Source organism: Mesorhizobium sp. WSM1343 (assembly GCF_055901535.1).
The window spans coordinates 5,335,695-5,350,991 of the sequence record NZ_CM148370.1 but is presented as its reverse complement, the minus strand read 5'-3'; the positions used below and the strand labels follow the sequence as shown (position 1 = coordinate 5,350,991).

Annotated in this window: 8 protein-coding genes; 4 read left to right on the top strand and 4 right to left on the bottom strand. The window is 63.0% G+C overall.

Features of this window, described 5'->3' with window-relative positions:
• Positions 1 to 19: 19 nt before the first annotated feature.
• Both AC0NIL_RS26210 and AC0NIL_RS26205 read right to left on the bottom strand, forming a co-directional pair.
• Positions 20 to 2,074 carry a bifunctional aldolase/short-chain dehydrogenase gene (locus tag AC0NIL_RS26210; protein ID WP_473572735.1) on the bottom strand — a complete coding sequence of 685 codons (2,055 nt, stop codon included), beginning with the start codon at positions 2,072 to 2,074 and terminating at the stop codon, positions 20 to 22.
• 91 nt (positions 2,075 to 2,165) lie between these two features.
• On the bottom strand, positions 2,166 to 3,131 hold the full coding sequence (locus tag AC0NIL_RS26205) for a sugar-binding transcriptional regulator (RefSeq protein ID WP_013532917.1): 966 nt from the start codon (positions 3,129 to 3,131) through the stop codon (positions 2,166 to 2,168).
• A gap of 190 nt (positions 3,132 to 3,321) precedes the next feature.
• Between AC0NIL_RS26205 and AC0NIL_RS26200 the strand changes: the two genes are divergently transcribed.
• The 4 genes from AC0NIL_RS26200 to AC0NIL_RS26185 all read left to right on the top strand — a co-directional run bounded on the left by AC0NIL_RS26200 (position 3,322) and on the right by AC0NIL_RS26185 (position 10,581).
• Positions 3,322 to 4,962, top strand: a complete 1,641-nt coding sequence (locus tag AC0NIL_RS26200) for an acyl-CoA synthetase (protein WP_013532916.1) — start codon at positions 3,322 to 3,324, stop codon at positions 4,960 to 4,962.
• Between the two features lie 459 nt (positions 4,963 to 5,421).
• Complete coding sequence (locus AC0NIL_RS26195) at positions 5,422 to 6,027, top strand: TetR/AcrR family transcriptional regulator (RefSeq protein ID WP_013532915.1); 606 nt, start codon at positions 5,422 to 5,424, stop codon at positions 6,025 to 6,027.
• A 56-nt stretch (positions 6,028 to 6,083) separates the two neighbouring features.
• Positions 6,084 to 7,235: an efflux RND transporter periplasmic adaptor subunit gene (locus tag AC0NIL_RS26190; RefSeq protein ID WP_024502583.1), complete on the top strand. Its 1,152-nt coding sequence runs from the start codon at positions 6,084 to 6,086 to the stop codon at positions 7,233 to 7,235.
• A gap of 199 nt (positions 7,236 to 7,434) precedes the next feature.
• Positions 7,435 to 10,581, top strand: a complete 3,147-nt coding sequence (locus tag AC0NIL_RS26185) for an efflux RND transporter permease subunit (RefSeq protein WP_473572734.1) — start codon at positions 7,435 to 7,437, stop codon at positions 10,579 to 10,581.
• 68 nt (positions 10,582 to 10,649) lie between these two features.
• On the opposite strand, the gene AC0NIL_RS26180 is transcribed toward AC0NIL_RS26185, so the two are convergent.
• Positions 10,650 to 12,359, bottom strand: coding sequence for an APC family permease (locus AC0NIL_RS26180; protein ID WP_024502584.1), 1,710 nt, complete (start codon positions 12,357 to 12,359; stop codon positions 10,650 to 10,652).
• 390 nt (positions 12,360 to 12,749) lie between these two features.
• Entirely contained in the window at positions 12,750 to 15,119 is a 2,370-nt protein-coding gene (locus tag AC0NIL_RS26175; protein WP_473572733.1) for a DUF1989 domain-containing protein, read from the bottom strand.
• Between the last annotated feature and the right edge of the window lie 178 nt (positions 15,120 to 15,297).

Here is a 15,297-nt window from a genome sequence, read left to right as displayed (position 1 = left end):
CCGTTGGCCCTTTCGCAAACTACCGCAGCGCTGCCGCGATATTGCCGCCGTCGACGGTCGTCACGTCGGCGGTGGTGCGGTCGGCCAGCGCATGATGCAGGAAGGCCTGCGCCACGTCCTGCGCCGTCACTTCCTGGCCGAGCAGATTGCCGGACATGTAGTCCTTCTCCGACACGCCGCGCGCGCCTGAGCGGCTGGCAATCATGGCGTCGGTCAAAAGGCCCGAGCGGATGCGGTCGGCGTTGACGGCGTTCGAGCGGATGCCATGCGCGCCATAGTCGAGCGCGTACTGCCTGGACAGGAACAGCGTCGCCGCCTTCGGCACGCCATAGGCGCCGAACTTCGGGCCGGGGTTGACGGCCTGCTTGGAGGTGTTGAACAGAAGCACGCCGCCGGTGCCCTGCTCGAGCATGATGCGCACGGCATTCTGCGCCACCGATTGGTGGGCGAAGAAATTGAGCTCGAAACTCTTGCGCAAAAGTGCATCGTCGAGCTCGCCGATGCGGCCTTCCCAGGCGGCGCCGGCATTGGAAACCAGGATGTCGACACCGCCGAACACGGCGACCGCTTTGTCGAAGGCGGCACGCACCTGTGCCGGGTCGGTGATGTCTGCGGCGACGCCGATCGAATTGTTGCCGGCTTTCTTCGCCGCGTCAGCCGCTTTTTCGGCGTTGAGATCGACGACGACGGCATGGGCGCCATTGTCGGCGAACAGCTTTGCCGTCGCTGCACCGATCGCGCCGGCACCGCCGGTGATCAGCACCACCTGGCCGGTCAGCGGCTTCGGCTTGTTGGAGGCGAGCTTGGCCTGTTCCAGCGACCAGTATTCGAGCGGGAACAGGTCGGCCTTGGAAAGCGGATGGAACCGGCCGACGGCCTCGGCGCCACGCACTGCCTCGATCCACATCTCACCGACATCCGACGCGATCTTCGCGTCCTTCAGGGTGCGGCCGTGGCCGAACATGCCGAGGCCGGGCACCAGCGTCAGCCGCGGCATCTGGTCAAGCATAGTGCGCTTGACGTCGTCGAGCGCATCGTTGGTTTCGAAATAGGCGCGATAATCCTTGGCGAACGCGTCGACATGGCTCTTGATCACCGCCTTGTAGTCGCCGGCCTTGTCCGCGTCGGGCGCCGGCAGCGCCATCGGCCCGGTCTTGATGCGGATCGACAGATCGGGCGTCGAGACGCCGCGCCCGGCATAATCGGCGATCTCGGCTGAATTGATGAAATCGACAATTGCCGGCGAAGTGCGGAAATCGCTGACCATTCGGTCGAAGCGGCCTTCGCCGCGCGCTACCGCCACCGCGCCGCGCAGCATCGGCGCGATCGACGCCGGCGTCGCGAGCTTTGCCGGCAAGGCTGCCTTTGCCGCCTTCGGCTTGCCGCTTGCGGCAATATAGTCCTCGGCGACGTTCACATAATGGATCATCCGGTCGTAGGCCTGCTTCGCATCGTCGCCGAAGGTGAAGATGCCATGCTTGTCGAGGATCAGGCCCTCGACGTCAGGATCGGCGTCGAAGATGTCGGCAGCCGCCTTGGCGAGGTCGAAGCCGGGCATGATGTAAGGCACGTAACCCATCTTGCTGCCGAAAACCGTCTTCACCAGCGGCTTGGAGTCCTCCTGGTCGACGATGGCGAGAATGGCGGTCGAGTGCGTGTGGTCGACGAATTTGTGCGGCAGGAAGGCATGCAGCAGCGTCTCGACCGACGGGTTGGGCGAGGACGGATCGATGAGGTTGACGCGTTGCAGGGCAACCATGTCCTCGTCGGCCAGCCTGTTCAGCGCGCGCGCCTTGAGCAGCGGCTTGAGCTTGACCGCCGGCAGGCCCTGCGGCTCGATGACTCCCATGTCCCAGCCGCTGCCCTTGACGCACAGCACGTCCCACTGGTCGCCGACGAGGTCGGTTGCCGTCGTCTTGCAAGAGGTGTTGCCGCCGCCATGCAGGACCAGCCGTGGTTCGCCGCCGAGCAGCCGGGTCGTGTAGACGCGCAGCGCCAGGTCGCGGCCGACACCCTTTTTCGCGTAGTCTGCGACGAGTTTTTCGGCGGCTTCGTCATTCCACAAATTCTTCATGTTCGCTTCGTCCGGTTGTTTGTCTTTGATGGTGAAACAGGAATGCCGCGACGCTTTGATGACAATACGCCGGCGGCGGAGATGGGATTTCCTAGGAGGCCTTTTCTGTCGTGGCAGCCGCATGGTCCAGAAGCCGCTGCGCCATGTGCGCGCCGACCACCAGATGCGTGCAAAGGCCGCCGGCGATCGCCGCGAGCAGCGGTTCGAACTTGCTGTCCTCCTGCACCACCACCAACCGCCTGGCGATGGCGCGCAGCGATGCAAGCTCGGCGGAGATCACCCGCCTGTTATAACTGCAGTCGAGCACCTTGCCCTCGGCGTCTATGATCTGCCCGGCAATCACGCCGGCAGCGCCTTGGCTGCGCAGATCCGCCATTTCACTTGGCGTCAGCGCGCCGCATTTGACCAGATGGCTGTCGGCGTCGACCGCGCCGACCGAGTATAACGCCAGGTCGCATTCGCCGACACCCGACAATTGTTCCCGGATCACCGGCTCGGCACGCAGCGCACGCGCAAGTTCTTCCGTAGACAGCACCAGCGGCGCGTAGAAATTGAGCCCTTTGGCGTTGAGCCGCCGCGCGATTTCCATAGTGCATTGGTCGGGGCGATAGGAATAGGGCGCGCCGAGATTGCCGCAGAGTTGCACCACCGTGACATCCTGCAGATCGGCATAGGACATGACGTCGGCAATCATATAGACGGTGCGGCCCCAGGCGACGCCGATGCGGTCGCCCTTCTTGACCAGTTCGAGAAAGACGCTCGCCGCCAGCACGGCGATTTCCGTCGACGGGTCGGCAATATGATCATTCTCCGGCGCGATCCAGACGGCGTCGAGGCTCAGCGCATCCTCGAGCTTGCGCGCCAGCACGTCGTCGGTGAAAAGCTGGGTCGAAGTCGAGATGTTGACGATGCCGGTCTCGCGCGCCTTGCGCAGGTACATGGCGACCGAGGCACGGGAAATGTTAAGCTGGCTCGCCACCTGGTCCTGCCGCAGGCCATGGGCATAGTAGAGCCAGGCGGCCTTGTGGATGAGTTGTTCTGCCGGTCGGATCGCCATGCCGTCTCCTCAGCTGACATTATTCATGGCTCTCGACAAAAGTCAAACTGGGCAGAGGTATGCGATGCTCCCGCTTGCGCCGAATCTGGTTCATCATTGTGCCAAATGCGCTCTGTCCTGGCATCGTTTGTGGTGACGCGGCCCAAGCCTGTGATTAGAACGTCTGAAAGAAAATCGCGGGGAGCATGGGATGGGCAATCCTTACGAACAGGATCTCGACAAGAACGCGGCCAACCATCAGCCGCTGACGCCGCTCACCTATCTGGAGCGCGCGGCCAAGACCTATCCCGACCATATCGCCATCATCCATGGCCGCCAGCGCATCGACTATCGCACTTTCTGGCAGCGGTCGCTGAAGCTTGCCTCGGCCCTTCAGAAGCGCGGCATCGGCAAGGGCGACACCGTCACCGTCATGCTGTCAAACACGCCGCCGATGCTGGAGGCGCATTTCGGCGTGCCGATGACCAAGGCGGTGCTGCATTCGCTCAACACCCGCCTCGATGCGGCGGTCATCGCCTTCCAACTCGATCATGCCGAGACCAAGGTGCTGATCGTCGACCGCGAATTCTCCGGCGTCGTCAAGCAGGCCCTGGAACTGGCCAGGGTCAAGCCGCTGGTCATCGACTATGACGATCCCGAATACGCCGCCGACGCGCCGTACCCAAAGGGCGAGCGGGTAGGCTCACTGGACTATGAGGCATTTGTCGCAGGCGGCGACGCGGACTTCGCCTGGTCGATGCCCGACGACGAGTGGGATGCGATTTCGCTCAACTACACGTCCGGAACGACGGGCAATCCGAAGGGCGTCGTCTACCACCATCGCGGTGCGGCCCTGATGGCCTACACCAACACCATCCATGCCGGCATGGCCAAGCACGCGGTCTATTTGTGGACGCTGCCGATGTTCCACTGCAATGGCTGGTGCTTTCCCTGGACGCTCGCCGTCCAGGCCGGCACCCATGTCTGTCTGCGCTGGGTGCGGCCGAAGCCGATCTACGATGCGATCGCCGATCAGGGCGTCACCCATCTGTGCGGCGCGCCGGTCGTCATGTCGGTGCTGATCAATGCCAGGGACGAGGACAAGCGCGCATTTCCGCAGACGGTCACTTTCAACACGGCTGCAGCACCCCCGCCGGAAGCCGTGCTGTCGGGGATGGCGGATGCCGGCTTTGCCGTCACCCATCTCTACGGCCTGACCGAGACCTATGGCCCGGCGGTCGTCAACGAATGGCACGGCGCCTGGGATGATCTCGAAAAGGGCGAGCGCAGCGCCAGGAAGGCGCGGCAGGGCGTGCGCTATGCAGCGCTCGAAGGCCTGACGGTCATGGACCCCGAGACGATGCGGACGACACCGGCCGACGGCGAGACAATCGGCGAGGTCATGTTCCGCGGCAACATCGTCATGAAGGGCTACCTGAAAAACCGCAAGGCGAGCGACGAAGCCTTCGCCGGCGGCTGGTTCCATTCCGGCGATCTCGGCGTCATGCACCCCGATGGCTACATCCAACTCAAGGACCGCTCCAAGGACATCATCATCTCCGGTGGCGAGAACATTTCCTCTATCGAGGTCGAGGACGCGCTCTACAAGCACCCGTCGGTGGCCTCTTGCGGCGTCGTCGCCAGGCCCGACGACAAATGGGGCGAAGTGCCTGTTGCCTATGTCGAGCTGAAACCCGGCAAGGTCGCGACCGAAGCCGAGATCATCGATCACTGCCGCGCGCTGCTTGCCCGGTTCAAAGTGCCGAAGGCGGTCATCTTCGCCGAAATCCCGAAAACCTCGACCGGCAAGATCCAGAAATTCCGGCTACGCGAGATGGCCAAGGGGGCTTAGCTGCATCGCCACCCATGCTTCGCCTCGACAATTTGTCGCGGGCTTCCGGGCTTCGTCATCCTAGGGTGTAGCAGTCGCGAGCGACGTCGCGGAAACCCTGGAGCTGCTCCGCAGCCCAAGGGATCCATGCCGTGACCTTGCGGCCGAGCTCCGACAGTCGAGAATGGCGGCTGCAGGCTACAGCTTGCTGACCGTGTAACCTATTGATCCGTCGCACTCTTTGACCAACGCCGCGGCATGGATCCTAGGGTCTGCGCCGCGTCGCTTCGCTCCTTGCTTCGCCCTAGGATGACGAATTCATCAGGGCCAGCCGCTAACAGCGATCGTCGATTCCACCTTCTCACTGTCACCATCTGTCACCATTCGTACGTGTATACCGAATCCGCATTGACAGGTCCTTCTTTTCGATTTACGAGTGATGAAAATCAAAATTCGTCACTCGTAAATCGATAGAGGATCATGTCCGAAGCCGCCACCATAGTCGCCGAAGCCGCCCGACAGGAAAATGTAACGCGCATTCTCGATTGCGCCGAGCGCCTGTTCCGGCACTATGGCTACGGCAAGACCAATGTCGCCGACATTGCGCGTGAGCTCGGCATGTCGCCGGCCAACATCTACCGTTTCTTCGCCTCCAAGGTCGAAATCCACCAGGCCGTCTGCGGCCGGATGCTCGGCGCCAGCTACAAGATGGCCTACGAGATTTCGCGCCTGCCGATCAGCGCCGAGGAGCGGCTCCGGCGCTACGTGCATGCGCAATACAAGATGACGATGGAGGTCATGCTCGACGACCAGAAGGTCCACGAGATGGTCATCGTCGCCCTCGAACGGGATTGGGGTGTGATCGACAAGCATGTCGACAGCATTCACGACCTGTTCGCGGAAATCATTCGTGACGGGATCGAGGCCGGTGAGTTCAGAAAACAGGATCCGGTTATCGCGTCTCGCTGTTTCGGCGCCGCGACCGTCATCCTGTGTCACCCGCAGATGGTGGCGCAATGCCTTGCCAAGACCAACCGGGCAATGCCTGACGACCTCGTCGACTATGCAATCAAGGCCTTGAAGTAGCCTCCGCCCGTCGGGCGCCGGTTTCAACGATTCATCTCCATTTCGGGAGTACGCGCGTGTCTTCGTTCAGTTCAATCATCGGCAGGTTGCCCGCTGTAGGCCCGGTGCTGCTTGTCACCGCCACTCTCGGGCTTGCCGGCTGCAGCCAGGAAAAAGCCGAAGTCAAGGATATCATCCGCCCGGTCAAGGTTGTCGAGATCGCGAAGGTACATGACACCCGCACGCTCTCCTATTCCGGGTCGGTGAGGGCCCGCACCGAGAGCGCTCTGGCATTCCGCGTCAATGGCAAGATCACCGAGCGCCTCGTCGATATCGGCCAGCATGTGGCCTCGGGCGATGTGCTCGCCCGCATCGATCCCATTGACTACGACCTTTCGGTCAAGAGCGCGCAGGCAGCGCTCGATGCCGCCGAGCGGCAGGTCGAGACCGTGGAACTCGCCCGCAAGCGTGCCGAGCAGCTTTTTGCCAAGAATTTTGCCCCGAAATCACAGCTCGAACAGGCGACCTTGACCTATGACCAAGCGGTCGCCACCCGTGATTCCGCCCTTTCGACACTGGCTCAGGCGAAGAACCAGGTCGGTTATACCGATCTCAAGGCCGACAGGGATGGCATCGTCACCACGGTCAGCGCCGACGTTGGCCAGGTGGTCGGTTCCGGCACGCCGGTTGTCACTGTCGCTGTCGACGGCGAAAAGGAAGTGCTGATCGCCGTCCCGGAAATGGAAATCGCCGAATTCAAGGCGGGCAAGGCGGTCAAGGCGGGCTTCTGGTCGGATGATGCGCTGGCGCTCGACGGCAAGGTCCGCGAAGTCGCCGGCAGCGCCGATCCGCAATCACGCACCTTTGCCGTCCGCGTCAGCCTGCCCAACGATCCGCGTGTGCTGCTCGGCATGACCGCCAGCATCGAAGCCACGGCGGCCAATGAGCGGCAGCTGGTCTCGATCCCCCTGAGCGCACTGGCCGAGCAAGGCACCCAATCGATCGTCTGGACCGTTGATCGTGGCGCCGACACCGTTCATGCTCGTCCGATCAAGGTTGCCGAGTTCGCCGCCGATGGCGTGCGTGTCGCGGAGGGTTTGAAACCCGGCGATGTCGTGGTCGCCGCCGGCACGCAATTCATGACCGAGAACCTCAAGGTGAAGCTCGCCGGTGATACGGCGCTGCAATCGGCATCCGCGGCGGACGGCGACGCCAAGCAGGTGCGCTGACGACAGACAACCGGCTGCGCGTTCCCGCAGCCGCTGGTTTCCGGGCGGCAGGCGCCCGACCGAGACGCTCGATTGATGTCACCCCCACATCGATTTCGCGTCCCACCGCGATGAGTGCTTCTCCGCTGGGAGAGCCTTGCCGCCCGGAAGCCACTACGAACCCTCGATTTTGTTGCGCTAGATAGATGGACCAGCGTCGATGACCAATTCCACGGAAGAGAAGCGGCCCTTCAACCTGTCGCGCTGGGCAATCGGCCATCCCGCCATTGCGCGGTTCCTGTTCGGCCTGATCATCATTTCCGGCGCGCTCGGCCTGATGCGCATGGGCCAGAAGGAAGATCCCGATTTCACCTTCCGGGTCATGGTCGTCCAGGCGATCTGGCCGGGCTCCTCGATCCAGGAGATGGAAGACCAGGTCGTCAACAAGATCGAACGCAAGCTGCAGGAAACGCCGCATCTCGATTTCGTGCGCTCCTTCACCCGCGCCGGCAGCGCCATCATCACCGTGCAGATCAAGGGCGACACCAACACCGCCGAGGTGACCGACGCGTTCTACCAGGTGCGCAAGAAGGTCGGTGACATTGCCGGTGACTTGCCACAAGGTCTGCTCGGCCCCTATTTCAACGACGAATTCGGCGACACCTTCATCACCCTGCATTCGATCAGCGGCGACGGCTTCAGCTATCCCGAGCTGAAGAAGTTCGCCATCCAGGCGCGCGACATGCTTTTGACGACGCCCGGCGTCGAGAAGGCCGTCATCATCGGCGACCAGCCTGAAAAGCTCTATATCGACGTCTCGTCCAAGGCCCTGGCCGAACGCGGCCTGACGCTGACCGATCTGCAGAATGCGATCAAGGGACAGAACAATGTCGACCCGGCCGGCTCCGTCGATACCGGCACCAACTCGGTGCGCATTTCCGTCGAGGGCGATGTCGGCAAGGTCGAGGATATCAGGAACCTGCGCCTGCGCGCCGGCGGTCAGGTCACGAGGCTGGGCGACATCGCCACGGTGAGTTCGGGGTTGCAGGATCCGTTCCAGCGAAAGTACCGCTTCAACGGTCACGACAGCGTGCAGTTGGGCGTCGTCATGGCCAAGGGCTTCAAGGTTACCGATGTCGGCAAGGATGTCGAGGCCACCTACAAGCGTTTCGAAGAGGCGCTGCCCTACGGCGTTGCCGTCGACCAGATCTCCGACCAGCCGGGCGTCGTCACCGATGCGGTGGCGGAGTTCATGCATGCGCTTGGCGAAGCGTTGCTGATCGTGCTCGTCGTCTCGTTCCTGTCGATCGGTTGGCGTTCCGGCCTGGTCATCGCCATCGCCATCCCGCTGGTGCTGGCCGCGACCTTCGCCATCATGTACGAGCTCGGCATCGACCTGCAGCGCATCTCGCTCGGCGCGCTGATCATCGCGCTCGGTCTTCTGGTCGACGACGCGATGATCGTCGTCGAGATGATGGAGCGCAAGCTGGAGGAGGGGATGGTCAAGGTCGAGGCGGCGAGCTTCGCCTATTCCTCGACCGCCTTCCCGATGCTGACCGGCACGCTGATCACCACGGCCGGCTTTATTCCGGTCGGCTTCGCGGCCTCGACCGCCGGCGAATATGTCCGCACGCTGTTCTATGTCGTCGGCATCGCGCTGATCGTCTCCTGGTTCGTCGCGGTCTATTTCACGCCATGGCTCGGCAACATGATCCTCAAGCAGCGCAAGCATGCCGGCAGCCGTCACGATGTCTTCGACACGCGTTTCTACCGCCGGCTTCGTGCCACCGTCAGCTGGGCCGTGCGCCATCGCATCATCGTCCTGGTGATGACGCTGGTCACCTTCGGCACCAGCCTGTGGGCTTTCCAGTTCATTCCGCAGAACTTCTTCCCGCAATCGTCGCGGCCGGAAATCCTCGTCGACCTTTGGCTGCCGGAAGGCACCAGCATCAAGGAAGTCGAGGCGCAGGCCAAGGCGCTCGAGACCAAGATGATGGACGACAAGGACAAGCGTTTCATCGCCACCTATATCGGCGAGGGCGCGCCGCGCTTCTTCCTGCCGCTCGACCAGCAACTGAGCAACCCCAACTTTGCCCAGTTGCTCGTCATGGCCAATGACGAACCGGCTCGCGAGCGTCTGATCGTCAAGTTGCGCACCGTCCTGGCGCAAGACTTCCCGTCCATCCGTGCCAAGGTCGATCGTCTGTTCCTCGGTCCGCCGACCGGCTGGCCGGTGCAGATGCGCGTCATGGGGCCGGATCGCCAGGAGGTGCGCCGCATCGCCGACCAGGTGAAGGCGAAGTTCCGTGAAGATCCGCTGCTTGGCGCCGTGCATGATGACTGGCTGGAGCCGGTTCCGGCGATGAAGCTGGTCATCGACCAGGATCGTGCCCGCGCACTCGGCGTCACCTCGCAGCGCATCCGCCAGATGCTGCAGGCGACGATGTCCGGCGCGCCGCTCGACGACTTCCGCGACGGCGAGGAGACGGTGTCCATCGTCGCCCGCGAGCCGAATGCCAGCCGCAGCCTGCTGTCCTCGGTCGACTCGGTCTATATCCCGACCGACTTCGGCGGTTTCGTGCCGCTGTCGCAGGTGGCCAAGGTGGTGCCGGTGCTGGAGCAAGGCATCGAATGGCGCCGCGACCGCCTGCCGACCATCAGCGTGCGCGCCACCTTGCCCGACGGCGTGCAGTCCAACGACGTCGTCACCAAGATGTACAACGACATGAAGGACCTGCGTGCGGGTCTGGCGCCCGGTTACAAGATCGAAATCCAGGGCGGTGCGGAGGATTCGGCGGAAAGCCAGGCTTCGATCGCCGCCAAGGCACCGATCATGCTGGCCGTCATTGTCGTGCTTTTGATGATCCAGCTGCAGAACTTCGGCAAGGCGATGCTGGTGCTGGCGACCGGTCCGCTTGGCATTATCGGTGCTGCCGCGGCACTCCTGATCAGCGGTGCGCCGTTCGGCTTCGTCGCCATTCTCGGCGTCATCGCGCTGCTCGGCATCATCATGCGCAACTCGATTATCCTGGTCGACCAGATCGACCAGGACATCGCCGCGGGCATGGACCGCTACGAGGCCATCATCGGTTCGGCCGTTCGCCGTTTCCGGCCGATCACGCTGACGGCGCTGACGGCGGTGCTGGCGCTGATCCCGATCTCGCGCGGCGTCTTCTGGGGTCCGCTCGCCTACGCCATGATGGGCGGCATCCTGGTTGCCACGGTGCTGACCATCCTGGTCCTGCCGGCCGGTTACGCCCTGTTCTTCGGCCGGGAGCCGAAGAAGCGCGGGGCGGAGGGACGGACGGACGATCCGGAACTGAGCCAGGAAGCCGAAAAGCCGCAACTGGCGCTGGCCGCCGAATAGATCGATCGCGCCAGTCGAAAAGGATCGGGCGCGCCGAAGCGCGCCCGATCCTTTTTATTTTTATGAGGTCAGATGACGAAGAACCAGTTGGCGAGCAGCATCACCACCACGCCGGCGACCAGCGTCAGATAGGGCAGCATGCCCGCCTTTTTGACCGAGAGGTCGGCCCCCGTCATGCCGAGATCGGCCAGCATGTGGTCGGGGAACTTGCCCTTGTCCTGAATGTAGTGTCGGAAGCAGAACACCGGGATGATCAGCGCTGCCGTGATCAGGCCGGCCCACAGCGCCATCGGGTTCCATACCTTGGCACCGGCGCCCATGAAGATCGCGTTGACATAGGCGAAGATCGCCCCGATCCCGAGCAGCCAGCTCGGCGCCTTCCAGGGCCGTGCGATATGGCCGTTGTCGATGCGGTGGATCCAGCCGGCGTTGAGGTTGAGGAAGTTGAAGATGATGTAACCGCAATTCGACACGGCGAGGATGAAGAAGAAGCTCGTCGCGTCGGCCGAGGCGATGGCCAGCACGATCAGGTTGAAGACGAGATCGGTCCACATTGCCCGTGTCGGCGCACCATGTTCGTTGACATGGCTGAGATAGCGCGGCAGCCAGCCATCGACCGAGCCCTGGTAGAGCGTACGCGAAGAGCCGGCCATGGCCGTCATGATGCACAGCACCAGCGCCAGGATCATCAGCATCACCAACAGGCTGTGGACTAGCGCGCCGCCGCCGACCATGCCGGCCAGCGCGTCGGCGACCCCGGAGCCGTCGACGATCGGCGTCGCCAGCATACCGTTGAGGCCAAGCACGCCCTGGAAGGTGAACGGCACCAGGATGAACAGCAGCATGCACAGAAGGCCGGAATAGAAAATCGCCTTGAACGTGTCGGTGCCGGGGTTCTTGAACTCGGATGTGTAGCAGACGGCGGTCTCGAAGCCGTAGGTCGACCAGGCGGCGATGAACATACCACCAAGCACCAGCGTCCAGCCGGCGATGTTCCAGGCACCGGGCTCGGGCGCGTAGGCTGCGGCCAGCGGCACCAGCGGCGAAAAATTCGCCCAGTTGATCTGGCCGGTGACGATCGGCACCACGCCGACGATCAGCATCGGGACGATGACCAAGAGGCCGATATATTTCTGCACATTGGCGGTGCCGAGAATGCCGCGATGCTGGATCGCAAAGATGATCAGCATCAGCACTGCGCCGATGAAGAAGGTCGCGTTGAAGGTGAACGAGACCGGTCCCAGCGTGTGGCTGTAAAGCGTCCAGTTGCGGATTGCCGGCGTCGCCGCCGCGGTCACCGCTGTGATGGCGTCGGCGGCACTCGTCCCGGCATGCGCGGCGATATAGGCGACGACATCGGGTGAGGTTTCGGTGAACAGCGGCACTGGCGCCAGCGCGTTGAGGATGTAGGCGGCGGCGATCGAGCAGCCGAGCGACAGCACCGGCGACCAGGCGAACCAGTTGCACCAGACAGACAGCGGCGCGATGAACTTGGAATAGCGCAGCCAGGCGGTGGCGCCGTAGATCGACGCGCCGCCCGACTTGTTCGGAAACAGGCCGGCGATTTCGGCATAGGTGAAGGATTGCAGGAAGCCCATGATCATGGAGAAGATCCAGATCGCGAAGGCCAGCGTGCCGGTCGTGCCGGCAATGCCGCCGATCGAGAACAGGACCAGGGCCGGCACGCCGCTCGCCACCCAGAAGGCGCCGCGCCAGTCGATATTTCGGTGCAACTTGCCTTCGGCAAGCGGCTCCAGGACAGTCGTTATCGTGCTCATATGTCTTTGTTCCCCATTTTGATGTTCCCCGTTCGTGACGGCCGCGACTTCGCGAGGCTTCATCATCGACGCATGCTTTGGGCGGCTGTCGGTGTTTCCACTCAGTCGCATTTTTTTCTTAACAGTGAAGATTGATCCGGCGCGCTTTCAGGTCAAGCGATTTGTCGCGCCGTGCACATCACGCTTGCGAAACATGTCGGCTTCACACTGCCGCGGTGGGATTGTTCGGAAAAGGACCAAGGGTCAGGAAGCGAAAAACCCGCCGGAGGCGGGTCGCAGCGCAAATCAGCACCATGGACGAATATGTAGCATAGCTGCCCTCAGCAGGTCAAGAAAAAATTCCTATCACGAACTGCAGCACGGCCTCACTGTCTTGGGAGGGAAGGGCCGTCAGGAACGCGGTTTGGTCTTTTGCGGATCGTAGTGGGCGAAGGCGACGACTCGCGCCGGCAGCCGCTTGGCATGGCCGTCGAGCTTGCCGATCTCGACCTCGGTACCGACAGCCGAATGGGTGACATCGAGCCTGGCCAGCGCGATGGTCTTGTTCAGCACCGGCGAGCGCATGCCTGACGTGACCACGCCGATCTGGGCACGGCCGACATGCACGCAATCGCCATGGCCGACGTCGACATTGGCGTCGATGTCGAGACCGACCAGCTTCGTCTGCGGGTGCTCCTTGCGGCGGATCAGCGCCTCGCGGCCGACGAAATCGTCGGTCTTGCTCTTCAGCGGCACGGTGAAGCCGATGCCGGCCTCGAACGGATCGGTCTGGTCGGAAAATTCGTATCCGGCGAAGATCAACCCGGCCTCGATGCGCACCATGTCCAGCGCCTGCAGTCCCATCGGCTTCAGCCCGTGCGGCTGGCCGGCTTCCCAGATGGCGTCGAAGACTTTTTCGGCGTCGCGCGGATGGCACCAGATCTCGTAGCCGAGCTCGCCGGTATAGCCGGTGCGCGAGACGACGACCGGAATGCCGTTGCCGCCACCAATGCGGGCGACGGCGAAGCGGAACCATTCGAGTTCGTCGATCGACGGCTGCAGCGGCGAGGTCCAGATCACCTCCCTGAGGATGTCGCGGCTCTTCGGTCCCTGCACGGCGACATTGTGCATCTGGTCGGTGGAGGAACGCACAAGGACATTGAGGCCGAGTTTTGTCGCCGTCTCGCGCAGCCACTCGCCAGACAGATCGTCGCCGCCGACCCAGCGGAAATTGTCCTTGCCCAGCCGCAGCAGGGTGCCGTCATCAATCATGCCGCCATGCTCGTAGCACATGGCCGAATAGACCACCTGGCCAACGCCAAGCTTCTTGACGTCGCGGGTTAGCGTGTATTGCAGCAGCGCTTCGGAATCCGGGCCGGTGACCTCGAACTTGCGCAGCGGCGACAGGTCCATGATCACCGCGTCTTGGCGGCAGGCCCAGTATTCGGCGATCGGCCCGTCCTTGGCGAAGGAATTGGCGAGCCAATAGCCCTTGTACTCCTGAAAGTTGCGGGTGTGCTTGGCAAAGCTCGAATGAAAAGCGGTCTCGCGGGTCATTTTCGGTTCCGAATCGGGCGTCATGCGTCTGGCGATCGCTCGCGAGAATTTGTGCTGGCCGCAATAGGTCCGCACATGGATGTCGGTCGGGTTCCAGCCATTGGCCGGCGTCGTGTCGTCGGGGCAGGCGGAGGAAACACAAACGATGTCGGTGAGCGCCCTGAGCAGCACATAGTCGCCCGCCCGCGACCACGGCTCGTCGGACACCATGACGCCATGCGCGTCGATCGCCGTGTTGAAGAAGAAGTTGATCGCCATCCAGCCCGCGCGGGGATTGACGCCCTTGCCGACCAGAGCGCCGTTGAAATTCTCCGAACAGTTGGTGTGTCCGGGATAGCCGATGTCGTCGTAATATTTGGCGGCGCAGGCGAGCGCGAAGGCGTCGTGCCGGCCGCATGTGTCCTGCACCACCTCGACCAGCGGCTCCATGTCCTGGTCATAGTATTTGGAATGCAGGCCGGGCATCGGGTAGCTCGCACCCATGAGCGTGCGCGTCGTCGTCACGTCGAGCGGATGATCCAGTCCCCTGTCCAGCTTGCGCGCCGAAAAGCACTGGAAATCGGTGCATTGGCGCCCGTCGACATCGATGATCTGCAGATAGTCGCCAGCCCTAACGAAATAGGCCTCCGCGGTCGCCGAATGGACGCGCAAATCGAGCACCGGGTCGGCAAGCGGATCAGCCAATACCGATTTCGCCGCCGGGCGGATCGTGGCGCGGCGAACGAAGACGGTCAGCGGTGTCGCCGTGTCATGACCATCGACCAGCATCGGCCCGCCGGGGGCGGCAATCAGCACCGCACCATCGCGTGCGACGGTGAAAGCCTGCTCGGTGCCGGCCGGTGTCGTGACGCCGAACACCCGCACGGCCTTGGCGTGGTCAAGCTGCACCTGCCGGCGGGCGAGCCCGCTCCGCAGGGATGCGAGACTGTCGTCGCCCTCTATGAGCAGCGCTTTGATGCCGGCAGCGTTGCTGTTCGATGCTTCACCAAAAATGCCGGGATCGGTCGCGCCGGTCCTGTCCCAGGCCAGAAGTTCGCAGGCCTGGCCGCCTTCGACATTGCGCACGGTGATCGCGTCGCCGGCCTCGATGTCGATCAGCACCGCGCCGTTGCCCTGGATCGTATAACGCTCCATGCCCGGCGGCAGCGCGATCTGGCCGGGCCTCAGGATGAGGCTAGGCTTGGGCGGTCCGGCGGCAATTGCGGGGTAGGGCGACTGGCTCATCTCAGCCTTGCGGTTCGAGAAACAAGTTTGCCTGTGCGTGAAATTATTTTAGCGGGAAGAATAGCAGGGGGATCGCGTTTGGCAAGGAGAGCGCGCTTTTTCCCTTCTCCCCTTGTGGGAGAAGGTGGATCGGCGCGCAGCGCCGAGACGGTTGAGGGGTGCTGGCCGGATCACCGTT